23 protein-coding genes are annotated in these 23,485 nt (G+C 58.8%); 14 read left to right on the top strand and 9 right to left on the bottom strand.

Annotated features, from left to right (window positions below):
* Window positions 1-182: 182 nt before the first annotated feature.
* Window positions 183-545 carry a hypothetical protein gene (locus tag FMF02_RS13505; protein WP_019129279.1) on the bottom strand — a complete coding sequence of 121 codons (363 nt, stop codon included), beginning with the start codon at window positions 543-545 and terminating at the stop codon, window positions 183-185.
* Between the two features lie 436 nt (window positions 546-981).
* Between FMF02_RS13505 and FMF02_RS13500 the strand changes: the two genes are divergently transcribed.
* The 9 genes from FMF02_RS13500 (at window position 982) to FMF02_RS13460 (ending at window position 11,848) form a co-directional block, all read left to right on the top strand.
* Window positions 982-2,514: a peptide MFS transporter gene (locus FMF02_RS13500; protein ID WP_019129280.1), complete on the top strand. Its 1,533-nt coding sequence runs from the start codon at window positions 982-984 to the stop codon at window positions 2,512-2,514.
* Between the two features lie 354 nt (window positions 2,515-2,868).
* Window positions 2,869-3,477, top strand: a complete 609-nt coding sequence (locus FMF02_RS13495; protein ID WP_141413501.1) for a DUF805 domain-containing protein — start codon at window positions 2,869-2,871, stop codon at window positions 3,475-3,477.
* A gap of 12 nt (window positions 3,478-3,489) precedes the next feature.
* Window positions 3,490-4,032 (top strand): DUF805 domain-containing protein, encoded by a 543-nt coding sequence (locus FMF02_RS13490; RefSeq protein ID WP_081584198.1) that lies wholly within the window; start codon window positions 3,490-3,492, stop codon window positions 4,030-4,032.
* 69 nt (window positions 4,033-4,101) lie between these two features.
* Entirely contained in the window at window positions 4,102-4,737 is a 636-nt protein-coding gene (locus tag FMF02_RS13485; RefSeq protein ID WP_141413500.1) for an HD domain-containing protein, read from the top strand.
* Between the two features lie 636 nt (window positions 4,738-5,373).
* On the top strand, window positions 5,374-5,955 hold the full coding sequence (locus FMF02_RS13480; protein ID WP_232044677.1) for a TetR/AcrR family transcriptional regulator: 582 nt from the start codon (window positions 5,374-5,376) through the stop codon (window positions 5,953-5,955).
* A 7-nt stretch (window positions 5,956-5,962) separates the two neighbouring features.
* Window positions 5,963-7,333, top strand: a complete 1,371-nt coding sequence (locus tag FMF02_RS13475; protein WP_244611590.1) for a TolC family protein — start codon at window positions 5,963-5,965, stop codon at window positions 7,331-7,333.
* Between the two features lie 42 nt (window positions 7,334-7,375).
* Complete coding sequence (locus FMF02_RS13470; RefSeq protein WP_141413498.1) at window positions 7,376-8,383, top strand: efflux RND transporter periplasmic adaptor subunit; 1,008 nt, start codon at window positions 7,376-7,378, stop codon at window positions 8,381-8,383.
* 18 nt (window positions 8,384-8,401) lie between these two features.
* Window positions 8,402-11,539, top strand: a complete 3,138-nt coding sequence (locus FMF02_RS13465; protein ID WP_019129287.1) for an efflux RND transporter permease subunit — start codon at window positions 8,402-8,404, stop codon at window positions 11,537-11,539.
* Between the two features lie 15 nt (window positions 11,540-11,554).
* Entirely contained in the window at window positions 11,555-11,848 is a 294-nt protein-coding gene (locus FMF02_RS13460) for a PG0541 family transporter-associated protein (RefSeq protein WP_019129288.1), read from the top strand.
* Between the two features lie 123 nt (window positions 11,849-11,971).
* Here FMF02_RS13460 and FMF02_RS13455 read toward each other — a convergent pair whose 3' ends face one another.
* Complete coding sequence (locus FMF02_RS13455; protein ID WP_019129289.1) at window positions 11,972-12,175, bottom strand: hypothetical protein; 204 nt, start codon at window positions 12,173-12,175, stop codon at window positions 11,972-11,974.
* Between the two features lie 368 nt (window positions 12,176-12,543).
* Complete coding sequence (gene ung, locus FMF02_RS13450) at window positions 12,544-13,206, bottom strand: uracil-DNA glycosylase (RefSeq protein ID WP_019129290.1); 663 nt, start codon at window positions 13,204-13,206, stop codon at window positions 12,544-12,546.
* Between the two features lie 89 nt (window positions 13,207-13,295).
* Here ung and FMF02_RS13445 point away from each other — a divergent pair, with 89 nt between their 5' ends.
* Complete coding sequence (locus FMF02_RS13445) at window positions 13,296-14,462, top strand: alkaline phosphatase (protein ID WP_141413497.1); 1,167 nt, start codon at window positions 13,296-13,298, stop codon at window positions 14,460-14,462.
* Window positions 14,463-14,514: 52 nt separating this feature from the next.
* Here the strand turns inward: FMF02_RS13445 and FMF02_RS13440 are convergent, their stop codons facing one another.
* Genes FMF02_RS13440 through FMF02_RS13425 form a run of 4 tightly spaced genes read right to left on the bottom strand, consistent with a single transcriptional unit; the run spans window position 14,515 to window position 17,397 of the window.
* Window positions 14,515-15,006, bottom strand: a complete 492-nt coding sequence (locus tag FMF02_RS13440; protein WP_019129292.1) for a PH domain-containing protein — start codon at window positions 15,004-15,006, stop codon at window positions 14,515-14,517.
* Window positions 15,003-15,698 (bottom strand): 2-C-methyl-D-erythritol 4-phosphate cytidylyltransferase, encoded by a 696-nt coding sequence (gene ispD / locus FMF02_RS13435; protein ID WP_141413496.1) that lies wholly within the window; start codon window positions 15,696-15,698, stop codon window positions 15,003-15,005. Before ispD ends, FMF02_RS13440 begins: the two co-directional genes overlap by 4 nt.
* Window positions 15,686-16,120, bottom strand: a complete 435-nt coding sequence (locus FMF02_RS13430) for a pyridoxamine 5'-phosphate oxidase family protein (RefSeq protein ID WP_141413495.1) — start codon at window positions 16,118-16,120, stop codon at window positions 15,686-15,688. Before FMF02_RS13430 ends, ispD begins: the two co-directional genes overlap by 13 nt.
* Window positions 16,117-17,397 carry a M23 family metallopeptidase gene (locus tag FMF02_RS13425; RefSeq protein WP_141413494.1) on the bottom strand — a complete coding sequence of 427 codons (1,281 nt, stop codon included), beginning with the start codon at window positions 17,395-17,397 and terminating at the stop codon, window positions 16,117-16,119. The genes FMF02_RS13430 and FMF02_RS13425 overlap by 4 nt, the downstream gene beginning before the upstream one ends.
* 378 nt (window positions 17,398-17,775) lie before the next feature.
* Between FMF02_RS13425 and FMF02_RS13420 the strand changes: the two genes are divergently transcribed.
* The 4 genes from FMF02_RS13420 (at window position 17,776) to FMF02_RS13405 (ending at window position 22,065) form a co-directional block, all read left to right on the top strand.
* Window positions 17,776-19,425: a DUF4886 domain-containing protein gene (locus FMF02_RS13420; RefSeq protein WP_162502318.1), complete on the top strand. Its 1,650-nt coding sequence runs from the start codon at window positions 17,776-17,778 to the stop codon at window positions 19,423-19,425.
* 308 nt (window positions 19,426-19,733) lie between these two features.
* The gene (gene lpxK / locus FMF02_RS13415) at window positions 19,734-20,735 is read left to right on the top strand and encodes a tetraacyldisaccharide 4'-kinase (RefSeq protein ID WP_244611589.1); all 1,002 of its coding nucleotides are present in this window, start codon (window positions 19,734-19,736) and stop codon (window positions 20,733-20,735) included.
* Window positions 20,716-21,522: a purine-nucleoside phosphorylase gene (locus FMF02_RS13410; RefSeq protein WP_019129299.1), complete on the top strand. Its 807-nt coding sequence runs from the start codon at window positions 20,716-20,718 to the stop codon at window positions 21,520-21,522. Before lpxK ends, FMF02_RS13410 begins: the two co-directional genes overlap by 20 nt.
* A gap of 27 nt (window positions 21,523-21,549) precedes the next feature.
* Window positions 21,550-22,065 (top strand): single-stranded DNA-binding protein, encoded by a 516-nt coding sequence (locus tag FMF02_RS13405; protein ID WP_141413492.1) that lies wholly within the window; start codon window positions 21,550-21,552, stop codon window positions 22,063-22,065.
* 211 nt (window positions 22,066-22,276) lie between these two features.
* On the opposite strand, the gene FMF02_RS13400 is transcribed toward FMF02_RS13405, so the two are convergent.
* The gene (locus FMF02_RS13400; protein ID WP_141413491.1) at window positions 22,277-23,008 is read right to left on the bottom strand and encodes an SDR family NAD(P)-dependent oxidoreductase; all 732 of its coding nucleotides are present in this window, start codon (window positions 23,006-23,008) and stop codon (window positions 22,277-22,279) included.
* A gap of 17 nt (window positions 23,009-23,025) precedes the next feature.
* Entirely contained in the window at window positions 23,026-23,463 is a 438-nt protein-coding gene (locus FMF02_RS13395; RefSeq protein WP_019129302.1) for a deoxycytidylate deaminase, read from the bottom strand.
* Window positions 23,464-23,485 lie beyond the last annotated feature (22 nt).

Here is a 23,485-nt window from a genome sequence, read left to right as displayed (position 1 = left end):
GCGACGTTTTCGTGGTACGGTTATTCCCCAAATATACAAAAAATTTGCGATTCCGGCCTTCCGGAACGGAAAGTTCCGGTTCGGCGTGCGGAAAACGCCGGCAGGCGGTCGTCGTCCGCACCGAAGGTTCGCGGTACCGTTGCGAACAACCCCGGCCTTCAAAGGCCGGGGCTGCGGACGGATTATCGTCGGAAGGGTTCGAGCGCTGCGGTCCGATTGCGGGGACGTTCCTGCCCGGCGAGTGCTTCGGGGAGTCGCCGCCGATGGACATAGCGTTTGCGTTTCCACTCCGGTGCGTTGTGCAACAGCGATCCGATCAGAGCCTTCAACGCTTCGGATGCCTGCGGCGGCATGTCGGGGACGTCGCTCACGTCCTTGCGCAGCGCGCTGAGGTAGCTCTTGTAGGAAATTCCCCAGATGCGGTGTGCAAGGTCGTACCAGATCCGGTAGTGACAGCGGCGCAGGTTGCCCTTCTCGTAGAAAAGCGCATCGAATTGCTGGATCGCCTTGTCGCGAAAGCGATGATGGTGATTGGAATAACACATAATGTGAAAAATTAATGATTTTACGGCATATGCCGCAGGTAAGTTAGGCATCGGTTTGGAACTCGATTCCGGATTGGAGGGCGATAGTGCCGGATAAATGGTCGATTCGGCTGGAAACGGTCGAAAGGTGCGGCGTCCGAAACCTGCGTGTCCGTCCGGATCGAATCCGAACGAGCCGGTCTCCCGCTCCGGATCCGTCGGATTCCGACGGGATTCCGTTCGTACGGGCGACCTTCCGGAAGATCGCCGACGAACGGAATCGGGTAGGCCGCCGTCCTGCCCTGCGGGGTCGCATCCCGTTCGTAACAAGGGCGGCATGGTGAATCCGGTCGTGCTTTTTTCGCCTGCGGAGGTCTCTTTTTCCGAATTTTTTGCTATATTTGTCGGCAATGAAAATTCCGCACGAGATTCAAATAACCCAAAAATAATCCGCTCTATGTTTAAAGGACAACCCAAAGGGCTGTACGCGCTGGCGCTTGCCAATACCGGCGAGCGGTTCGGCTACTACACCATGCTGGCCGTCTTCGCGCTCTTCCTGCGTGCCAACTTCGGTTTGGAGGCCGGTGTGGCGGGAGCCATTTACAGTACGTTCCTCGGCCTCGTCTATTTCATGCCGCTCGTCGGCGGTGTTCTGGCCGACAAGTTCGGCTACGGAAAGATGGTGACCATCGGTATTACCGTGATGTTTGCCGGCTATCTGTTGCTCTCGCTTCCGCTTGGCAGCGACACGCTGGCGATGATCGGCATGTTGGCAGCCTTGATTTTCATCAGTGTCGGCACAGGGCTTTTCAAGGGCAACCTGCAAGTGATGGTCGGCAATCTCTACGACGATCCGAAGTATGCCTCGAAGCGCGACGAGGCTTTTTCGATCTTCTACATGGCCATCAACGTGGGGGCCCTTTTCGCTCCGACGGCCGCCGTCGAGATCAAGGAGTGGGCTGAGACGAGCCTCGGGTTCTCGTCGAACGACGCCTACCACTTCTCGTTCGCCGTGGCGTGCGTGGCGCTTATCATCTCAATGGGGATTTATTACACCTTCCGCTCCTCCTTCCGCCACATCGAGGGCGGCAAGAGCAAGAGCGGCGAGAAGGCCGTGGCGGAGAAAAAACTTTCGGCTGGCGAGATGCGCCAGCGTATCATCGCCCTCTGCCTCGTTTTCGCCGTGGTGATTTTCTTCTGGATGGCTTTCCACCAGAATGGGCTGACACTGACCTACTTCGCCAATGAGTTCAACGAAAAGAGCTCGGAGGGTTTCCAGAGCATGTTTTTCAGCGTGTGGAACCTCGTGCTGATCATCATCGGGGTCTACGCTCTCTTCTCGCTCTTTCAGTCCGAGACGACCCGAGGCCGCGTCGTTGCCGGCAGCATCGTGGCGGGCGTGGTGGCTGTCCTCTATTATAAATATCTGAATCTGAACGGGCCTGTTGCCGTTTCGGCCCCGATCTTCCAGCAGTTCAATCCTTTCTATGTCGTAGCGCTCACGCCGGTTTCGATAGCTATCTTCTCGGCACTGGCCCGCAGGGGCAAGGAACCTTCGGCGCCGCGTAAGATCGCCTACGGGATGCTGGTGGCTTCGGCGGGGTTCGCCATCATGGCCGTCGGTTCGCTCGGATTGCTCACGCCCGATGCGCAGGAAGCGGCTGTGGAGGCTGGCGAGCAAGTGCCGCTCGTCTCGTCGAACTGGCTCATCTCGACCTATCTCGTGTTGACTTTCGCCGAACTGTTGCTTTCACCGATGGGTATTTCGTTCGTCTCGAAAGTGGCGCCTCCCCAATATAAGGGGATGATGATGGGTGGCTGGTTCGGTGCTACGGCCATCGGCAATCTGCTCGTAGCCGTCGGCGGGTTCCTTTGGGGCGGAATTCCTCTGTGGGCCGTCTGGACGGTATTCATCGTCCTCTGTCTCCTCTCTGCGGTCTTTATGTTCTCGATGATGAAGAAACTCGAGAGCGTCACGACAGACGCATAGGACTCCGTGCGGTACACGCGATATATACGTGAAAACGGCAGACCTTCGGGTCTGCTGTTTTTGTTGCAGGCGGTCGTCGCACTTCCTTGTGCGCGTGCGGGCGACGGTCTGGCTGTGCAGGGGAGGCGGTGCAGGGTGGAACGGGCTGAGGATGTGCGGACTGACGTTCGTAACCAGCCGAAAATCTGAACAATCCCGGAAATCCGGTCTTTTTTGCTTTTTCGAGGAAGGCGGTGACGGTTCTGCGATTTTTTCTCTATATTTGTACATGGCGGGAATGAATCCCGACGGTTCCGGGCCGCGGCGGAGATCGGCGGCCGGACGGCAACGGTTGAAAACAAATCCTCTTGTGCGATGAAATGGTGGCTCAAATGTATGCGTAATTACGTCAATTTCCGCGGGCGCGCCCGCCGGCGGGAGTTCTGGATGTTTACGCTGTTCAACACGCTCGTCTATCTGTTGCTTCTGGCGGTCGGTCTCGTCCTGCTCGGAGCAGTGATCTATAAGAGCGTTGCCGAAGGCGGGGATGCGGCGGAGCATGCGACGGCCTATACGTTGGCTGTCGCCGGGTCGCTCCTGCTCGTGTACGGCTGGATGCTCGCCACCTTCCTGCCCGGGTTGGCCGTGCGGGTGCGTCGGCTGCACGACATCGGGCTGAGCGGCAAATGGCTGGTGGGCTACTATGCGCTTTATTGGGTCTGCTTTTATTGGATGTCGACATCGTATATGCAATTTGCCGAGGACGGTGCTTTGGAAGGTCTGTCTGGACAGCAGTCGGCTGCGGCGATCTGGATCGTAGTGCGGCCGATGCTGCTGGCATTGGCGCTGTTGTCGGCGGCAGGTATCGCGGCGATGTGCATCGGTTCCGAGAAAGGGGAGAATCGGTATGGCGCCGATCCCACGGCGGAGGTTCCGGCGGCGGACGCAGGGGATGCGGAGTGTGTTACGGATCGTTTAACTTAAAATCGATAGTTTATGAAATGGTGGTTGACTTGTATTAGGAAGTATGTGACTTTCGAGGGACGTGCGCGCCGCAAGGAGTACTGGATGTTCACGTTGTTCAATGTGGTTTTCGTGGTCGTGACGATGCTGCTCGATATTCTGCTTTTCGGGGCGACTCCCGACAATCCGACGTCGCCGCGCTATCTGACGACGCTTTACGGGCTCTTCGTTTTTCTGCCGACATTGACAGTGGTGGTACGCCGTCTGCACGATATCGGTCGCAGCGGCTGGTGGCTGGCCGGCTACTACGGCGTGGCGTTCGTCTGTACGATCCTGATGATGATCGGCAGCGTGCTGATGCTGGGCGGAAAGGGCAGCGGAATGGCGTTGACGGGGGTCGGATTCGCAGTGCTGATGATCACTGCCGTCTGGATGATCGTCTGGATGTGTTTCGATTCGCAGGCGGGCGAGAACAAGTACGGCCCCAATCCCAAGCAGATCGCCGCTCCGGTCGAATCCGCGGCGCCTGCCGCCGCTGCCGAGCCGTCGGAGCCGGAGACTCCGAAAGCGGAGTAACCGGATTCCGTCGGCGGATTTGCGTCGTTCCCGCGCGGAACGACGCTCTTTTTTTCTACTTTTGCGGAGATGAATGTGAATGAAGAGTTGATCCGGTATGTCGAACGCGAGATTCTGCCTCGTTACGATGCGTTCGATCGGGCGCACCGGCGCGACCATGCGCTGACGGTGATCGCTGCGAGCCTGCGTTTGGCTCGATATTACGAGGTGAATCCCGATATGGTCTATGCCGTGGCGGCCTACCACGATACGGGGCTGCGGGAGGGGCGCGAGCGGCACCACGAGGCGTCGGCGCGCATCGTGCGCGGGGATCGGAACCTGCGGCGCTGGTTCACGGAGGCGGAGGTGGCGACGATCGCCGAGGCGGCGGAGGATCACCGCGCGTCGTCGGGACGTCCGCCCCGAACGATCTATGGCCGTATCGTGGCCGAAGCCGATCGGGTGATCGACTGTGAAACGACATTGCGGCGGACGGTGCAGTACGGGTTGGAACACGCTCCCGAACTCGATCGGGAGGGGCAGTTCGCCCGTTTTGCCGAACATCTGCGGACGAAGTACGGCGAAGGCGGGTATTTGCGTCTGTGGCTGCCCGAATCGGAAAACGCCTCCCGTCTGGACGAGTTGCGTGCCGTTATCCGCGACGACCGGCAGTTGCGTGTGCGGTTCGACGAACTCTACGACGACGAACTTCGCCGCGAGGCGTGACCACTGCCGTTTCCAGCCCCTCAGCCGTTGCCGGCGACGGTCGGCAGGCGCGAGCGAACCCCGTTGTGCCGGGCCGCCGCAATCCGGCCGGTATTCTTTCTCGGCGGGTTTCCGGCCATACCTGCCTGTCGGACAGGAGGTGCCGGATGTCTCGCCTGCGGTTCGCCGTGCGTGTGATGCGACCGCTGCCGTTTCCCGATTTTTCATACTCCTTTTTTGCGGTATATCGTCGTTCCGGATGACGCTTCACCGCCCGCCGGAGCCTGTGTCTGTATACGGGGCGGAATAACGGAGACAGGGTTGGGCGGGGATGAATTGCCTGATGGAATTCTTTCGTTCGGGGTCGTGTCTTTTCAGAAGCTCCTTTTAGGCGGCTGGACGTGGTATGAAGAGCGAGTTGTCGCAGATATAATATCTGATAGTGCGACGTGAAAATATGGTTTTGATCTTTTTTTAAATATCTGAAATATAGCATATTGATCCTGAAATAAGCCGAATCGGAGAGTTCTTCCGGGAAATTCATCGCAAAAAAGAGAAAACTATTTTTGTTTTTTTAGTTTTCTTGTCTACCTTTGCTGCCGTACCAGTGAGGAGATGAGTATGCAACGTGAGACCATTATTCAATTGGCGGCCGAAATGTTTGTCGGACAAGGCATCAAGGCGGTGCGGATGGACGATATCGCCCGTCATATAGGCGTCTCGAAACGGACGATTTACGAACAGTTCGGCGACAAGGAGGAGTTGCTCTACCAGTGTCTGAGCTATTATGTGCGCGAGCAGGACCGGCGGCACGCCGAGTTGGGTGCACAGGCGAAGAACGTGCTCGAAGCGATGCTGCTGGTCTTCGGCGACGTAATGGATAAGGCGGAGATAAGCCACCGGCTGCAAAGCAACCTGCGGCGCTTCTATCCCAAAGTCTACGAGCGGCTCGTCGCCGAACGCCGCAACCGGGACGGGTTGGAGCAGTTCAAGATCGCACTGTCGCGCGGCGTGGAAGAAGGCTATTTCCAGGGAATCGTCAACTTCGATCTGGCCATTACGCTGCTGCGTTATTCGGTCGAGGGGTTGATCGTGCGCAAGGACGTGTTGCTGTCGCACAACATGTCGACGAACGAGGCGCTGGTGTTTCTGGTCGTGAATTTCCTGCGGGGTATTTCGACCGAAAAGGGGATGCGCCTGATCGACGATTTCCTCGAAAAACAGAACGGAAAGAAATAACTTACAGATGAGAAGAACGGGTATGAAGCGATTGATTTTAGCACTGACTTTCGGTGCGTTTGCAGCGGGAAGTGCCTCGGCGCAGCTCCGGTTGACGCTGGACGACGCGATCCAGATGGCCCTCAGCGAGAACCCCACGATCAAGGTGGCCGATCTCGACGTGGAGCGCTACGATTACGTGAAGAAGGAGACGCGCGGCAATCTGCTGCCGTCGCTGTCGGCGAGCGGGGAGTACACCCGCGCGATCGAAAAGTCGACGATGCGCGGCGGTATCTCGTTCGGCGCCGACAATACCTTTACCGGTACGGCCAGCCTCTCGGTGCCGCTCTTCGCGCCGGCAGTCTATCGGACGTTGAAGCTGAACCGCACGCAGATCGCATCGGCCGTCGAGGCGGCGCGGTCGTCGCGCATTACGCTGGTGGCCGAGGTGAAAAAGGCCTTCTACAACATCCTGCTGGCCGAACAGTCGCTGGCGACGCTCGAAGAGTCGCGTGCGACGATCCAGCGCACGGTGGACGATACGAAGGTGAAGTTCGAACAGGGCGTGGCCTCGGAGTACGACTACCTGACGGCGCAGGTGGAGCTGAGCAATCTGCTTCCGACCATTACGCAGACGAAGAATTCGATTCGGATGGCCATGCTGCAACTCAAAATGTACCTGTCGGTTCCCGAGGCGTTGTCGATCGAGCTGGTCGGCAACCTTGACGAGATGAAAGACGTCGTTCTCGCGGGCGGCGAAACGCTCTCGACCGACGTGTCGCGGAACAGCGATCTGCGCGCATTGGATATTCAGGCCGAAATGCTCCGCTACCAGTTGAAAACGACCAATGCCGCCCGTATCCCGACCGTCGCGGCGTTCGGTTCGGCGACCATTACCGGTAACGACATGGAGGATTTCCGCAAAATGGTGAGCGGGGGTGCCGAAGCGGGTACGGGCGAGGCCGTGGCCGATCTGAACAGCAGCAAGTATTTCTGGACGCATCCGATTTCGGTCGGTGTCCAGATCTCGATTCCGATCTTTTCAGGGTTGAAGAACAGCTATAAGTCCCGTCAGGTGAAGAATCAGATCGAGCAGCTCGATTTGCAGCGCGACTATGCGCAGCGCCAGACGACGGTCGCCGTGGAGTCGGCGATCAACAACCTGCTGACGGCGCGCGAGATGATGCTGGCGCAGGCGCGGACGATGGCACAGGCCGACAAAGCCTACCACATCTCCGACACGCGGTTCCGTGCGGGCGCAGGCACGATTCTCGAACTCAATTCGGCACAGCTCAACCGTACGCAGGCGCATTTGAATTATTCGCAGGCGATCTACGACTACCTCTCCGCGCAGGCCGACTACGATCGGATCGTCGGCAGGGAGGTAGGCGGAAACTGACGGTTCGAAAGTTGAAAATAAGAATATAACGGATAGAGAAGTATGAAAAGAGTTTTGGTGATGTTGGTTGCGGCGGCTATGGCTGCATCCTGCACGGGCAAGAAACAGGCCGAATCGACGGCCTCCGACGAGAAAGTGTTGACGAAGACGGTGCCCGCCGCGCTTCGGGTGATCGAACAGAACGAGGTCTATACCTCCGAGATCGAGCCTTATAAGGAGAACGATATTACCCCTGCGGTTTCGGGCGTGCATATCGACCGGATTCTGGTCGACGTGGGTTCGCGCGTGAAGGCGGGGCAGCTGCTCGTGACGCTCGATCCGACGCAGTACAACCAGCAGCGGTTGCAGTACCAGACTGCGCTCGACGACTACAACCGGCTGGTTCCGGTCTATGAGGCCGGCGGCATCTCGGCGCAGCAGCTCGAACAGACCAAGGCTGCGCTCGACGTGCAGAAGGAGGTGCTCGACAACCTGAAAAAGAACATCGAGATGCGTTCGCCCATTGCGGGCGTCGTGACGGCGCGCAACTACGAAGCGGGCAACCTGTTCACGGGGACGCCGGTGCTGCACGTCATGCAGATCAATCCGTTGAAGATCATCGCCAACATTCAGGAGCAGTACTATCCCGCCGTGAAGCTGGGGATGCCTGTCGAGATCCGCACCGATATTTTTCCCGGCGAAGTGTTCGCGGGCAAGGTGTCGCTGATCTATCCGGCGCTCGACGCTTCGACGCGTACCTTCACCGTCGAGGTGACCGTTCCCAACGGCAACGAGAAGCTGCGTCCGGGCATGTTCGCCCGTTCGACCTTCAACATGGGCGACAAGGAGGGGATCATGGTGCCCGACGTGGCCGTGCTGAAACAGGTGGGTTCGTCCGAGCGTTACCTCTATGTGGTCGAGGACGGCAAGGCCGAACGCCGCAGCGTGAAGGTCGGCCGCCAGATCGGCAGCGACGTGGACATTCTGTCGGGTGTCGCCGATGGCGAACAGATCGCCGTGACGGCGCTTTCACGACTGGCCGACGGCGTCGAAGTGGAGGTGAAAGAGTAATTTTAGCACGAATCGAACATGAAAATATACGAAACAGCGGTTCGAAAACCGATTTCGACCATTCTGATCTTCGTCGGCGTCATCGTCTTCGGCCTATTTTCGCTGAACAACCTCGCCGTCGATCAATATCCCGATATCGAGATCCCGCAGATCGCCGTCATTACGTCCTATGCGGGTGCCAATGCGGCCGATATCGAGACCAATATCACCCGTGTGTTGGAGGACAACCTCAACACGGTGGAGAACCTCAAGAAGATGACTTCGAAGTCGTCGGACAACTTCTCGATGATTACGCTCGAATTCGAGTACGGCTCCGATCTGACGGAGGCGGCCAATGACATCCGCGATGCCGTGAGCCGTACGCAGTCGCTGCTGCCCGACGACGTGGATTACCCGACGATATTCAAGTTCTCGTCGTCGATGATTCCGGTCATGATGCTCGCCGTCACGGCCGATGAGAGCTATCCGGCGCTGAACAAGATTCTCGACGACAAGCTGGTCAACGACCTCAACCGCATCAACGGCGTGGGATCGGTGTCGGTCATGGGCGTTCCCGAACGCGAGGTGCAGGTCAATGTCGATCCCAAGAAGATCGAAGCCTACGGGTTGTCGGTCGAGCAGATCGGCAGCATCATCGCCGCCGAGAACGTCAACATCCCGAGCGGTACGATCGATATCGGCAACAACACCTTCAATATCAAGGCCGACGGCGAGTTCTCCGACGCCTCGACGCAGTTGGGCAAGGTGGTGCTTTCGAACCGCAACGGCCGCAAGGTGCTGCTGAACGACGTGGCCGAGATCCGCGATACGCTCGAAAAGGCGACGATGGACGAGCGCGTGAACGGCCAGCTGGGCGTGCGCGTAATCATCCAGAAACAGTCGGGCGCCAATACCGTCGACATCGTGCACGAGGTGCAGAGGCGTCTGCCGGCGATCGCCGCCTCGCTGCCGGGCGACGTCGACATCGAGCTGATCTACGAGGGTTCGCAGGAGATCACCGACGCGATCGGGTCGCTGTCGGAGACGATCATGTACGCCTTCATTTTCGTGGTGCTCGTGGTGATGATCTTTTTGGGCCGCTGGCGGGCGACGTTCATCATCTGTCTGACGATTCCCGTCTCGCTGATCTGTTCGTTCATCTACCTCTATGCCGTCGGATCGACGCTCAACATCATTTCGCTGTCGTCGCTGTCGATCGCCATCGGCATGGTGGTGGACGATGCCATCGTGGTGCTGGAAAATATCACGACCCATATCGAACGCGGTTCGCAGCCGAAAGAGGCCGCGATCTACGCCACCAACGAGGTGTGGCTGTCGGTAATCGCCACCACGCTGGTGACGGTGGCCGTATTCCTGCCGCTGACGCTGGTGTCGGGTCTTTCGGGCATCATGTTCCGCGAGTTGGGCTGGATCGTGTCGATCGTGGTGAGCGTTTCGACGGCGGCGGCCATTTCGCTGACCCCGATGTTGTCGGCCTACATCCTGCACAAGGAGGGCGGCGAACACGACTACAAGGGTCTCGGCATCGTCTACAAGCCGATCGATCGGGCGCTCACGTGGCTCGACGGCGCCTACGCACGTATGCTGGCTACGGTGCTGAACCATCGTCGCTGGACGCTGGGGGCGGTGCTCGTCGTCTTCTGCGCCTCGTTGCTGCTGCTGTCGCGGGTGCCGTTCGAGTTCTTCCCGCCTGCGGACAACGGGCGTATTGCAGCTACGGTGCGTCTGCAACAGAACGTGAGCGTGGAGTATACGGCGCGGATCGCCCGCGAGATCGACAGCGTCATCCGGACGAAGTATCCCGAAGTGCTCCTGATTTCGGCTTCGGCCGGCGCAAGTTCGGGCGACGACGCCTTCTCGGCCATGCAGACCACGGGGTCGCACATCATCAACTACAATCTGCGTCTGCCGCGTTCGGGTGAGCGCGATCGTTCGATCTACCAGATTTCCGACCTGCTGCGTCAGGATTTCGACCGGATTCCCGAAATCGACCGCTACGAGGTCACGCCGGGCGGCAATCAGGGCTCGATGAGCGGTTCGTCCTACGTTCAGGTCAAAGTCTACGGACATGATATAAACCAGACCAACGACGTGGCCAACGATCTGAAATCCAAACTTTCGCAGATACCCGGTCTGCGCGATGCGCAGCTCTCGCGCGACGACCTGCGTCCGGAGTATAACGTGGTTTTCGACCGCGACAAGCTGGCCTACTACGGCATGAATTCCGCGACGGCCTCGCAGGCGGTGCGTAACCGGATCAACGGTCTGGATGCGTCGAAATACCGTGAGGACGGCGACGAGTACGACATCGTGGTGCGCTACGGCGAACCGTTCCGGACGAGTATTCAGGATGTGGAGAACATCGTACTCTACGGGGCCGACGGGCAGCCCGTGAAGTTGAAGGAGGTGGCGACGGTGGTCGAGGAGTTCGCCTCGCCGTCGATCGAACGCGAGAATCGCCAGCGTGTGATCTACGTCAAGGCTTCGCTGGGCGACGGCGTGGCGCTGGGTACGGTCGTGCCGCAGATCAACGCCATTCTGGACGAATATCCGCTGCCCGACGGCATGAGTCTCGATCTGGGCGGTACGGTCGAGGATCAGGGCGATGCGTTCGGCGACCTGCTGACGCTGTTCGTGTTGATCGTGATTCTGGTCTACATCGTCATGGCCACGCAGTTCGAGTCGCTGGTGTTTCCCTTCATCATCATGTTCACCATTCCGCTGGCCTTCACGGGGACATTCCTCGCGCTGTGGCTGACCGGGACGCCGCTGTCGATCATCGCGCTGATCGGTGCGATCATGCTCGTGGGTATCGTGACGAAGAACGGTATCGTGCTGGTGGACTATACCAACCTGCTCGTCGAACGCGGATCGAGCGTCTTCGATGCGGTAGTGGCCGGCGGCAAGAGCCGTCTGCGTCCGGTGCTGATGACGTCGTTCACCACCATCCTCGGCATGTTGCCGCTGGCGCTCGGTACGGGCGAGGGTTCGGAGACCTGGCAGCCGATGGGTATCGCCGTGATCGGCGGTCTCACCTGCTCGACGCTGCTGACGCTGCTCGTCGTGCCGGTTCTCTACTCGGTTTTCGTCAACCGTCGGATTCGCAAGGCGCAGCAGAAGCAGGCCGCTGCCAGACAAGTATCGTTGAACGCATAAACCATACGAAAAATCATGAAAGCCGTATTTGTATCTTACAACCAGGCATTGACCGATCCCATGCAGGAGATTCTGGACGATCTCGGCGTACGCGGGTTCACCAAATGGGAACTCACGATGGGCCGCGGGTCGTTCGACGGCGAACCGCATTACGGAACCCATGCGTGGCCTTCGATGAACTCTTCGATGCTGATGATCGTCGAGGACGAGAAGGTAGCCCCGCTGCTCGACGCCTTCCGCAAACTGGATTCACAGACGAAGATGCAGGGTTCGCGCGCCTTCGTCTGGAATATCGAACAGATGATGTGACGCTGTGCCGCATCCTTACGATACGGAGGGCCGCCCCGATCGGGGCGGCCCTCCGTATGTTCCCGGCGAGAACGAGGGATGCCGTGCGGACGACGTCCTCCGTCGGTTCGGGCGGATGGCGTGCTACTCGAAATCCTCGGTGTTCATGATCTTCATGATCCGCAACTGGCGCCGCAGTACGGTCAGTATGGCGAACAATACCACCGACGCCACCGCTCCGACGGCGGCGAAGATGAAGCCGCCGGTCATGAATTTCCACAGCGTGAGGAAAATGAATACGACGAGCGCTATCGAGCAGAGCGTCATCAGAAATTTCAGGCCTTTCATAACGGTCGGTTAAAATGTGAGTTTTCCTGCGAGGGCCGTACGCGCCGCACATCGGGCCTGGGTTCGAGTACAGGCGGGGTGCGGTGATCGCCTCTTCCGTCAGGAGTTTATCCGAAGACAAAGATACGAATAAGTGAGTGCAATGTCAAATTTATTTGAACATTGCCGAACGAGAGTATCTTCGACGAAGTCAAAGATACGAATAAGCGAGGGCAAAAGCAAACTCGTTTGCATTTTGCCGAGTGGAGTATCTACGGCGCAGCCAAAGTACGAATAAACCGCGTGCAAAGCGAATTTTACGCTTATCGAAACGGAGTCTCCGCGAGCCGAAGCCGCAGATATGCGAAAGCCGTGGTAATCCTGCGCTGCTACCAGACGATCGGCTCTTTTCCGTGGCTCAGGAGATATTCGTTGGCCTGCGAGAAGTGCCGGCAGCCGAAGAATCCGCGGTAGACCGAAAGCGGAGAGGGGTGGACGGCTTTCAGTATGCAGTTGTTCAGCGGGCTGGCGATCGCGCCTTTGCGCTGGGCGTAACTGCCCCAGAGCATGTAGACGATCCCCGTTTTGCGCTCGGCGATGGCACGGACGACGGCATCGGTGAAGGTTTCCCACCCGCGTCCGGCGTGCGAAGCGGCCTGATGGGCCCGCACGGTCAGTACCGAATTGAGCAGCAGGACGCCCTGTTCGGCCCACCGGTCGAGGTTGCCGGTCGAAGGAACGGGCGTACCGATGTCGGTCGATATCTCCTGAAAGATGTTCTGCAACGACGGGGGAAAGGGAATACCGTCGTTCACCGAAAAACAGAGTCCGTTGGCCTGCCCCTCGCCGTGATAGGGGTCTTGGCCGATGATGACCACTTTGAGTTTCTCGAACGGGCACTTGTCGAAGGCGCGGAAGATGTTGCTGCCGCGCGGATAGATGCGCTGTGTGGCGTATTCGTTGCGAACGAAGTCGACGAGTTGCGCGAAGTAGGGTTTTTCGAATTCGGGGGCCAGCAGTTCCTGCCAGTCGGGGGCTATTTTCACGTTCATAGTCGCTCGAATTTTTCGTAAAAGTAATAAAAAAGATTGTATTATCCGTTGATTGTGGCTATTTTTGTCGTTTGAAAAAGATTCGGAAGATGGACGATTGGAAACGATGCTTGGGCGTGTTCGCGGCTGCCGTGCTGTTGCTGGCGACGCCTGCGGACGCTCGTCGCGTAAAGCGCGGCGGCGCGAAAAATCCTGTGCGGCAGGCCGCCTGCGTCGCGGAGTGCGATACGGTGCGGAATCTGATCTACATGATCGGCGACGGTATGGGGCTGGCCCATGTGACGATGTTGCAGATCGCCGAGGGGTACGACAATCCCGTCTCGTTCATGCGGGCCGAGAACGTGGCGCTCATCAAGAGCTATTCGCGGAACAACAGGGTGACCGATTCCGCCGCGGCCGGCACGGCGCTGGCCACGGGCCACAAGACCAACAACAGTATGCTGGGCGTTCTGCCCGACAGTACGGCCGTCGAGTCGATGATGGCGAAGGCCGTGCGGCGGGGAATGGCGACGGGGCTGGTCGTGACCTGCTACCTGCCCCATGCCACGCCGGGAGCCTTTTATGCGCATCAGGTTTATAGGCGGACGCTCGAACCGATCGCCGAACAGCTGGTCGAGAGTGGCGTCGATGTGGCGTTCGGCGGCGGGAAGCGCTATTTCACCGCACGCCGGGCGGACGGAACGACGCTCGTCGATCGGTTGCGGACGAAGGGATACCGTGTGATCGACACCCTTGCGGCCGCCGATACGATCACGTCGGGCAAGGTCATCGGGCTGTTCGCATCCAAGCACATGCCCTATGCACACAAGGGGCGCGGCGACTATCTTCCCCGCGCCGTCGGGAAGGCGTTGGAGATTCTGTCGAACGACGCTGCGGAGCGGGACGAAGGCTTCATGCTCGTGGTCGAGGGGTCGATGATCGACTACGTGTCGCACCGTAACGACTCGGAGGGAATTCTCGCGGAGATGCGCGATTTCGATCGGGCGGTGCGCGTGGCCATGGAGTACGTCGATGCGCATCCGGGGACGCTGCTCGTCGTTACGGCCGACCACGAAACGGGCGGTCTGACGTTGCCGAGCGGCAATGCCGATTTCACGAAGTCCGAGAGCGGCGTGCTGTATAAATACGGCTCGAAAAGCCATACGGCCGTCATGGTTCCCGTCTATCTTTACGGTACGGGCGCCGAGCGCATCAACGGCGTGATGGAGAACTCCGATCTGGCGAACCGGCTGATGGAGATACTCGAACTGGAATAGGTGCGAAGAGACCGGAAATAGAAAAGAGTGCTCGGCGGACGGGCGCTCTTTTTCATTCGGATTGCAGCAGGGCGACGAGTTCGTCGGCCTGGGTGCACGAAACGTAGTAGCGTTGTTCGTAGATGTCGACGATCTCCACCAGATTCTTCCACTCCGAAGCGTAGACGACCACTTTCTCGAACGTTTTCAGGTCGAAATAATAACCGTAATAACCGAAGAATCCGTATCCGCCGAACAGAGGAACGACCCACCGCATCTGCCGCGGGTCGACCCGTTGTACGGAGGCGATCTCCATCCGCGGGATCTCGGTCATGTCGAGCAGACACAGGATCTCGACCGTGGCCTTCTTGACCACGATCTTGCGCGGGATAGAGAGCGACATCAGCGCGAAAAGGGCGACCACGAGCGAGACGAACCATGCCGAGAGGTAGCCTCCGATGTAGAGCGAATGTAGCCCCAGTCCGATGAGTGCCAGCACGAGGATGTAGAACGCGCTGAGGTAGAGCGTCCGGCGGCTGAACCGGTATTTGAAGACCCGTTTCATGCTTCCGTGCGGCGGGCGAGGATGGCCTCTGCGACGGCCAGATCGTCGCGGGTGGTGATTTTCAGGTTCGTCGTCTCGCCTTCGACGAGCCGCAGAACGCCGCCTGCGGCTTCGACGACCGTCGCGTCGTCGGTGAAGGCGGGATCGTAGGCGCAGGCATAGGCTCTGCGGAGCAGTTCGGCGCGGAAGAATTGGGGAGTCTGGACGATGCGCAGCGTCGCCCGTTCCACGGGATGCGACGCTCCTTCCGCCGTCACGATGCGAAACGAATCGACCGGCTGTACGACGGGAATGGCCGAACCTTCCCGCTCTGCCGTTCGGGCGATCCGCCGGATAGCCTCGTGCGTCGCCAGCGGACGCACGCCATCCTGCACGGCGATCAGGTCGCACGCATCGGAGAGTGCGGCGATGCCGTTCGCAACGGAGTGGAAGCGCTCGGCGCCGCCGGCCGTCGTGCGGTGTTCGGCGACGTCGAAACGGCGGGCGTAGTCCTGCCAAAAGTCGATGTAGTCGGCTGGCAGGACGACGACGATCTCGGCGCCGGGCAGCGCCTCCGCGAAGTTGTTGATCGTGCGGGCCAGTATGGGCTGGCCGTCGAGCAGCATGAATTGTTTGGGCAGGTTGCCGCCCATGCGCGAGCCGCTGCCGCCGGCGACGACGACGACCCCTATGTGCGATGTTATGCTTTCCATATCAGTTTTTTTCCGAATCCGAGCGTGTTGTCCGTGAATTTGAGGTAATCGGGCACAAGCGCCCACAGCGTCAGTTCCGCCAGCGCCGCATAGGGGAACCGGTGCAGATAACGCCGTTTGTCCTCCTCGTCGCCGCGTGCGACCGTGCCGCAGAGCTGCAAACCCTGTACCTTTCCCACGATCCGCGTTTCGAGCACGACCGAGGCGGCGACCCGTCGCTCGGCGAGCATCTCCCGCGCGTGGCGGGTTGAGAGGTCGGAGGTGAAGACCAGCCGGTTGCGTCCCTTGTCGTAGGCGTAGAACGCATTGGCGCAGTAGGGCGTTCCGTCGGCTGCCGTGGCCAGCGTCAGCACATGATGCCGTCCGAGGAACCGTGCGATCCGTTCGTCGACCTCCGTAGGTTGCTGTTGCCGTGCGCTCATTGCCCGATGCGAATGGAGTCGAGTTGCGTGATGCGCAGCGAGTCGCTCACTTCGCCGTCGAGTTCGGCCACGATGCGGTCGCGCACGAACTCGAAGGCCGCACGGTTCTGCGCCGCGATGGGTTCGGCAGGCTCGGAGGGCGCTTTGAGCGGATCGATCGGCTTGCCGTTGCGCCAAAGCCGGAAATCGAGGTGCGGGCCGGTCGAAGCGCCGGTGCTGCCCACGTATCCGATCAGTTGGCCCTGCGACACGCGCGACCCCTGCGCGATACCCTTGGCGAAACGGCTCAGGTGCAGGTAACCGCTCATCATATTGCCCGGGTGCTTGATTTTCAGGGTATTTCCGCCGCCGCCGCCCCAGCCTTTGAAGGTTACCACGCCGTCGGCTACGGCACGGACGGGAGTCCCCTTCGGCGCGGCGTAGTCGACACCGTGGTGGGGACGGTAGACCTTGTAGATCGGGTGCAGGCGTGCGTTGGAGAAACGGGAACTGATGCGCGAATATTTGAGCGGCGCTTTGAGCAGTTGCTTGCGCAGACTGCCGCCGTTGACGTCCCAGTATTGGATGCGGTTGTTCTGACGGAACGGAATGGCGTAGTAGTCCTTGCCGGCATGGGTGAATTTGGCGCCCCAGACGCGCCCGATGCCGACGGCCGTCGTGTCGATGATCCGCTCGTCGTAGACCACCGTGAAGGCGTCGCCTTTCTGGATGCCGAAGAAGTCGATGCTCCATTGGTAGATCTCTTCCAGTTCGGCGGCCAACGCATAGGGCATCTGCTCGCGCATGATGGCGCCCCACAGCGAACTGTCGATCGTGGCCTGTTTCTTCTGACGGCGGACGCTGACGGGTTTTTCGCCGAGCGTGACGCTGACCGAATCGACGCTGTGGAGACCGAAAACGACGTATTGGGATGCGTTGCGTTCGTAGACCAGATAGTCCAGATGCGGGGTGTTGAGCGAGTCTTCGTGGATGAAGACCGTGTAGGGATTGCCGGCACGGATGCCGTCGAGCGGGAAGTCGGTTTTGGCTGCGCGGTCGAGCCGGTCGACGGTCGCTGCGCCTACTCCGTAGCGGTTCAGGATACGTCCCATCGTTTCTCCCGGGGCGATTTCGCCGTGTTCGATGCGGTAGTCGTCGGCAGGGATGCCGTAGAGCAGATTTTGCTCGACGATCTCTTCTTCGGTCTCTGCGTCGTCCGAAGCGGCGGTGTTGCCCGAACCGCAGCCCCAGGCGATCCATGCGACGCCCAGCGCCGCGAATTTCATCAGTCGTTCCATCATGTTACAAAGTTATAAAAAAACGGCGAAATAGCGATAAATATTGTTTGTCGCGGATAAAAGAGGGCCTCCTTTGTCTTATGCGACCTGTTGTGTCGGTTGTCGGTGAGTTTAGGGATAGAATAACGGATGAACACCAATTAAAGATGAAATATTCTATGTATTTTCTGATTTTATTCTGTAATTTTACAATGGATATCGAGTTCCGCTAGGGAAGATCGGACGGTGAAAACGATCTCGGAATACCGTGTGGTTCGAGATGTCCGGTTATCCGGAATCGACGTTGTCGGTTTCGTCAAAGCTGGCCGGAGAATCGGACCCTTGGTCTGGAACGGGCATCGGAATTGGATGAATATCAACTTGAAACTATCTAATTATATGGGAAAAATGAGCCGGATATGTCGTTTGATGTCCATTGCATTTGCATTGATTTTCGTGAATTGCACCAATGCCGAAGAGGCTGCGGCCGCTCCTTCGGGGAGCGGCGATTCCGAACCGGAGGTTCCGGTGCTCCCCGAAACCGTCAAAATCCTTGCTATCGGCAACAGTTTCTCGGCCGATGCGGTCGAGCAGGAGTTGTATGGGCTCTTCGAGGCCGTGGGGCAAAAGGTGGTCATCGGAAATATGTATATCGGCGGATGTCCTCTGGAAACTCATGCTGCGAATGCCGCATCGGATGCGGCGGCTTACAGTTATCGTAAGATTGTGGATGGCGTTATGACCAAAACCTCTTCCGTAAAACTGTCGACGGCGTTGGCAGACGAGGACTGGACGTTTGTCAGTGTTCAGGAAGGTAGGGGATTCCACGGGTTTTACGATACGACGTACGAAGGTACGACTCATTCGATGGAGCCCGATCTTACGAATCTGTTGAATTACGTGCGGTCGAAATGTCCCGATGCCCGACTCGTATATCATGCCCCGTGGGCGGCGAAAGAGGGCTACACCGGCGTTAAATTCAGCTATTATGGTTACGATCAGGCGAAAATGTACGAGATGATATGCGGCGCGACGAAGGAGGTCGTAGCCGCTCATCCTGAAATAGGTCTGGTTATGAACAGTATGGATGCGATTCAGAATGTCAGAACGTCTTATTTCGGCGACAACGTTACCCGCGACGGTTGGCATCTCAACTATACGATCGGCCGCTATACGGCAGGGTGCTTGTGGTTCGAAAAGATCATGGGCCGGAGCGTTGTCGGTAATGCGTATCGTCCGTCCGCGATCTCGGAAACCGATGCGCTCGTTTGTCAGACCGCGGCTCACGAGGCGTGCGAACATCCCTATGTCGTTACCGATCTGTCGTATTTCGAAAAGCCTGCCGGCGAAGACGGGGACGAACCGCATACCGTGCTGGCGAAGTGGTATTTCAGTCGTGAACGAACGGTTGCCGACGGCGGTTGTGAAACATGGACGGGACAGGATGAACTCGGAGTCTACCGATATGACAACGAACCCGGTGAAAGGGGTTATTTCGAGGCCAACGAAGAGGGTGCGGGTCGATTGAGTTATGTCCAGGTCGATAAGACCGAATGGCCGGAAGACGCTGCCGGTTTGAGTACGCTCGATGTTTCGAACGGAGGCCAGCCGGTGATGAGCGGGCCCATGGCCGGAGATTACTGGCAGTTCGCAACGACGGGAGGTCACGAATTTGCCGAGGGCACGCGGCTTCGTATCGTTTATACCTACAACCCTGGCAACTATGGTGCGAAATATTGGCGCATCGAATACAAGGACGGAGATGTTTTCAAGCCGGTTCCGAGTTTTGAGTTAAAAACCGAAACCCTCCCTTTGAGCGGCGAAACCGTCACATACAATCAGGCGTTCGATGCGTCTCAGAGAGTCATAGAATTTACGGTCGTTCTGGACAATCCCACCTCGGAGTTCGTGGTGCGTCAGATATGTTGTTCGGCATACCAGGTGAATGACAAGTGGCTCGGCCATCCGAATATCAAGTGTGTCTCGCGTATTGCCGGTGATCCGAATAATGAGAACAAACCGCTTCCGCAGATGGATCTGTTGTTATAGGGAGTGACGGAGTTGCCGAGAGCGAGGGATGAATTTCTCTCGCTCTGTTTTTCGACGTTTCGCCATCGTCATTTCGTCGAAAAAGATACCGTCGATTCTGTGGAAACGGAAGCGGCCAAGGCGAAGCCGAAGTTACCCGGGAAACGATCGAATCCTGTCGAATATTGCGGCATAAATCCTTTCCCGGATGGTTTTGGCGCTTATTGTTTGGGGGATCCGATTCTTTTTGCTACCTTTGAAAATCGAGAGATTGTGCACCGAGAGTAATGTTCAAATTCCTGCTGTATCCTGCTTCATGGCTTTACAAGATGGCGGTTCTGTTCCGTCATCAGTTGTTCGATTGGGGGATTCTGCATAGCGAGAAGTTCGACATTCCGGTCATCTGCATCGGCAACATCACCGTCGGCGGTACGGGCAAGACTCCGCTGGCCGAAATGATCGTCGACTACATGTCGCAGACGCATCGCGTGGCATTGCTGTCGCGCGGTTACGGCCGTCGCACGAAGGGTTACCGCGAGGTTGCGGCGACGGATCATTACCGCGACGTGGGCGACGAACCGTTGCAGATCAAACGCAAATTTCCCGATGTGTGCGTCGTGGTGTGCGAACGGCGGGCGGACGGTATCCGCCGCATCCGCACCGAGCATCCCGAGGTGGATCTGATCGTCATGGACGACGGTTTCCAGCACCGTTATGTAGAGGCGAAGATCAACGTCGTGCTGATCGACGCCACACGCCCCGTGCAGGAGGATCGGATGCTTCCGCTCGGCTCGCTGCGCGACGTGCCCGGGCAGTTGCACCGCGCCCACTATTTCATCGTGACCAAATGTCCCGAGGAGATGAATCCGCTCGACCGGCGCATCATGCGCAAGGTGCTGATCGAAGCCGCCTACCAGAACATCTATTTCACCCGCATGGAGGCGTTCCGCCCGCAGCCCGTCTTCGGGGAGGCTCCGGCCGAGGGCTTCGATCCGGGTACGGAGGTGATCCTGATGTCGGGAATCGGCAATCCGGCACAGTTCGTGCGCGGCGCCTCAGCGTGCTATCGCGTGGTCGGGGAGCTGCGATTCGAAGACCATCACGTCTATCGGGTGAAGGATTTGAAGACGCTGGCGGGGCTTATCGCACAGCATCCGGCTGCAATGGTGCTCACGACCGAGAAGGACGCCGTCAAACTTGCGGGGCGCGGCAAGGTGCCCGCCGAGATTCGCAGCAGATTGTTTTACCAACCGATAAACATTTCATTCATAGACGATTCGGCAACGGATTTTCTTCAAAACCTTGAAAAAGATGTTAAATCAGATTCTTGAGACCGCCGCATTCATCCGTGCGAAGGTCGGGCAGTTTACCCCCGAGGTGGGGATCGTTCTCGGTACGGGTCTGGGCGATTTCGCCGACAATATCGAGGTGGAGTACGCGATCGAGTACAAGGATATTCCCAATTTCCCCGTTTCGACGGTCGAGGGGCACAAGGGGCGCCTGATTTTCGGCCGGATCGACGGCCGCCGTGTCGTGGCCATGCAGGGCCGGTTCCATTACTACGAGGGCTACACCATGCAGCAGGTGACCTTTCCCGTGCGGGTGCTCAAACAGTTGGGAATCCGCTGCCTGTTCGTATCGAACGCTTCGGGCGGCATCAATCCGTCGTTCCGTACGGGCGACCTGATGATCATCACCGACCATATCAATCTGATGCCCAATCCGCTCATCGGCCCCAACATCGCCGAGCTGGGGCCCCGCTTTCCGGACATGCACAACTGTTACGACCGCGAACTGCGCGCCAAGGCGACGGCCATCGCCGAACGCGAGGGGATCAAGTTGCAGTACGGCGTCTACGTCGGCGGCACGGGCCCTACGTTCGAGACTCAGGCCGAATACCGCTATTTCAAGGCGATCGGCGGCGATGCCGCCGGTATGTCGACCGTACCCGAAGTGATCGTCGCACGCCACATGTCGCTGCCCGTCTTCGGCGTTTCGGTGATTACCAACTGCGGCCTGAGCGACGAGATCGGCGACCATGAGGATGTACAGCGCCAGGGAAAAAAGGCGGGCGTAAAGATGGCGCGGCTTTTCATGGAACTGCTCAAAGAGGTATAAATTTATATTAAGTAAATAATCGAGATCATGATTAATAAGGTGATATTGGTGGGCAACGTCGGGATCGATCCCGAGGTGCGCGCGATCGAGAGCGGCGTGAAGGTCGCCCGGGTGCGTCTGGCGACGACCGAACGGATATTCAATCGTCAGACCAACGAATCGACTGAGCATACCGAATGGCATACGGTCATTTTGTGGCGCGGCCTTGCGGATGTAGTGGATCGTTTCGTGCGCAAGGGCAGCCAGCTCTATATCGAGGGCAGCCTGCGCACGCGCGAATGGATGGACAAGGAGAACCAGAAACGCTATACGACCGAGATCATCGCGTCGGACATGAAACTGCTCGGCAAGCGATCCGACAATCCTGCCGGCGGACAATCTGCCGGACAGGGCGGTTATCAGCCGCAGGGCGGGGTTCAGGGCGGATATGCCGCGCCCGCATCGCAGGCGGGCGGGTATGCGCAACCCGCGGCACAGCCCGTGCAGCCCGCCGCCGCTCCGGTCGTTCCGCCGGCCGAAGATCCCGACGATCTGCCGTTCTGAAACGGTTGCGGCAGGGGATGATGCCGTATTCGTTTCATGTACTGACGGGTGCCGTTCAAAGGAACGGCACCCGTATTTTTATTCAAAGATGAGGGGTGGTTGAATGTCGACCACCCGGCATACAGAGGGCCGCTCCTCGTGTCAGTGGCACTCCGAACCGTTGCTGGCTGCGGACGGAAAGCGACGGTACGAACGAATTTCGTATCGCGGTTCAATCCCTGCTGCGGATCGGCAGCCGCTCCCACACTCCCTGCGGGATCAGTCGCCAGAGCCGCACCAGCAGGGCGTAGCGGTGGTCGATCACTATGCGGCGTTTGCCGCATTCCAAAGCACGGAACAGCGTCTCGGCGACCTTCTCGGGGCGCATGAGCATCGGGTAATCCGCATTTCGGAGCAGAGCGGTGGCGACGAATCCCGGACGGATGTCCGTGAAGCGGATCTTCGATCCCTGCATCCGTGCCAGCTGGGCCAGTGAATCGATGTAGGTATTCTGGAACCGCTTCGAAGCGGAGTATGCCGCGGCCACGCCCAGTCCCCGCGTACCGGCGATTGAACTTACGACAGCGATGCGGCCGCCGCCGTGTGCGGCGAAATAGCCGTAGGCCGCCGTCGTCATGCGGGTGAATCCTTCGACGTTGGTGCGGACGGTGTGGAGTTCGACCGTAGGATCGAGCTGCGGGTTCTGGCTGCCGACGCCAGCCACGTGGAAGTAGACATCCATGCCGCCGAGCCGCTCGATGAGCCGTTCGAGCGCTGCGGGAGCCGCATCGTCCGTGACGTCGATCGCTTCGGTCTCGACCTGCTGCGGGGCGAGTCCGCGCAACCGTTCCAACTCCTCCGAGCGCCGTCCGGCCGCCCCGACGCGCCAGCCGGCGGCGATGCAGCGTTTGGCCGTTTCGAGCCCGATGCCCGAGGTGGCGCCCATGATGACGATCCGTTTCATGCGTCGGTTTGCCGGTGTCAGGCTCCGATGTCGTCGATCTGCACGCACTCGATTCCCACCTTGCGCAGCAGGTCGAGCCCCTCCTCCGAACGGTATTCGTCGCAGTAGACCACGCGCCGTATGCCGGCCTGAATGATGAGTTTCGAACACTCGATGCAGGGCGCAGCGGTGATGTAGAGCGTCGAGCCGTCGCAGTTGTTGGCGCTTTTGGCCACCTTCGTGATGGCGTTGGCTTCGGCGTGGAGCACGTAGGATTTGGTCTTGCCGGTTTCGTCCTCGCAGATGTTTTCGAACCCGGAGGGAGTGCCGTTGTAACCGTCCGAGATGATCATCTTGTCCTTGACGATCAGCGCTCCCACCTTGCGGCGGACGCAGTAGGAGTTCTCCGCCCAGATGCGCGCCATACGCAGGTAGCGGCGGTCGAGCTGGCGCTGTTTCTCTTCCTTGTATCCCATAAAATGTCGGTTCGTTTCGAAA

The sequence above is a fragment of the Alistipes communis genome (assembly GCF_006542665.1).
Classification (GTDB): Bacteria; Bacteroidota; Bacteroidia; order Bacteroidales; family Rikenellaceae; genus Alistipes; species Alistipes communis.
This window is presented reverse-complemented; position numbering and strand designations above follow the sequence as displayed.

Bases quoted from the DNA above. Each gene is read 5' to 3' on its own strand.
- FMF02_RS13425 (WP_141413494.1), bottom strand. From the start codon at position 17,397: ATGGAACGACTGATGAAATTCGCGGCGCTGGGCGTCGCATGGATCGCC.
- FMF02_RS13455 (WP_019129289.1), bottom strand. From the start codon at position 12,175: ATGAAAGGCCTGAAATTTCTGATGACGCTCTGCTCGATAGCGCTCGTC.
- FMF02_RS13475 (WP_244611590.1), top strand. From the start codon at position 5,963: ATGAGAAGAACGGGTATGAAGCGATTGATTTTAGCACTGACTTTCGGT.
- FMF02_RS13500 (WP_019129280.1), top strand. From the start codon at position 982: ATGTTTAAAGGACAACCCAAAGGGCTGTACGCGCTGGCGCTTGCCAAT.
- FMF02_RS13470 (WP_141413498.1), top strand. From the start codon at position 7,376: ATGAAAAGAGTTTTGGTGATGTTGGTTGCGGCGGCTATGGCTGCATCC.
- FMF02_RS13395 (WP_019129302.1), bottom strand. From the start codon at position 23,463: ATGGGATACAAGGAAGAGAAACAGCGCCAGCTCGACCGCCGCTACCTG.
- FMF02_RS13465 (WP_019129287.1), top strand. From the start codon at position 8,402: ATGAAAATATACGAAACAGCGGTTCGAAAACCGATTTCGACCATTCTG.
- FMF02_RS13400 (WP_141413491.1), bottom strand. From the start codon at position 23,008: ATGAAACGGATCGTCATCATGGGCGCCACCTCGGGCATCGGGCTCGAA.
- FMF02_RS13505 (WP_019129279.1), bottom strand. From the start codon at position 545: ATGTGTTATTCCAATCACCATCATCGCTTTCGCGACAAGGCGATCCAG.
- FMF02_RS13460 (WP_019129288.1), top strand. From the start codon at position 11,555: ATGAAAGCCGTATTTGTATCTTACAACCAGGCATTGACCGATCCCATG.
- FMF02_RS13405 (WP_141413492.1), top strand. From the start codon at position 21,550: ATGATTAATAAGGTGATATTGGTGGGCAACGTCGGGATCGATCCCGAG.
- FMF02_RS13410 (WP_019129299.1), top strand. From the start codon at position 20,716: ATGTTAAATCAGATTCTTGAGACCGCCGCATTCATCCGTGCGAAGGTC.
- FMF02_RS13445 (WP_141413497.1), top strand. From the start codon at position 13,296: ATGGACGATTGGAAACGATGCTTGGGCGTGTTCGCGGCTGCCGTGCTG.
- FMF02_RS13490 (WP_081584198.1), top strand. From the start codon at position 3,490: ATGAAATGGTGGTTGACTTGTATTAGGAAGTATGTGACTTTCGAGGGA.
- FMF02_RS13485 (WP_141413500.1), top strand. From the start codon at position 4,102: ATGAATGTGAATGAAGAGTTGATCCGGTATGTCGAACGCGAGATTCTG.
- FMF02_RS13420 (WP_162502318.1), top strand. From the start codon at position 17,776: ATGGGAAAAATGAGCCGGATATGTCGTTTGATGTCCATTGCATTTGCA.
- FMF02_RS13495 (WP_141413501.1), top strand. From the start codon at position 2,869: ATGAAATGGTGGCTCAAATGTATGCGTAATTACGTCAATTTCCGCGGG.
- ispD (WP_141413496.1), bottom strand. From the start codon at position 15,698: ATGGAAAGCATAACATCGCACATAGGGGTCGTCGTCGTCGCCGGCGGC.
- lpxK (WP_244611589.1), top strand. From the start codon at position 19,734: ATGGCGGTTCTGTTCCGTCATCAGTTGTTCGATTGGGGGATTCTGCAT.
- FMF02_RS13480 (WP_232044677.1), top strand. From the start codon at position 5,374: ATGTTTGTCGGACAAGGCATCAAGGCGGTGCGGATGGACGATATCGCC.
- FMF02_RS13430 (WP_141413495.1), bottom strand. From the start codon at position 16,120: ATGAGCGCACGGCAACAGCAACCTACGGAGGTCGACGAACGGATCGCA.
- ung (WP_019129290.1), bottom strand. From the start codon at position 13,206: ATGAACGTGAAAATAGCCCCCGACTGGCAGGAACTGCTGGCCCCCGAA.
- FMF02_RS13440 (WP_019129292.1), bottom strand. From the start codon at position 15,006: ATGAAACGGGTCTTCAAATACCGGTTCAGCCGCCGGACGCTCTACCTC.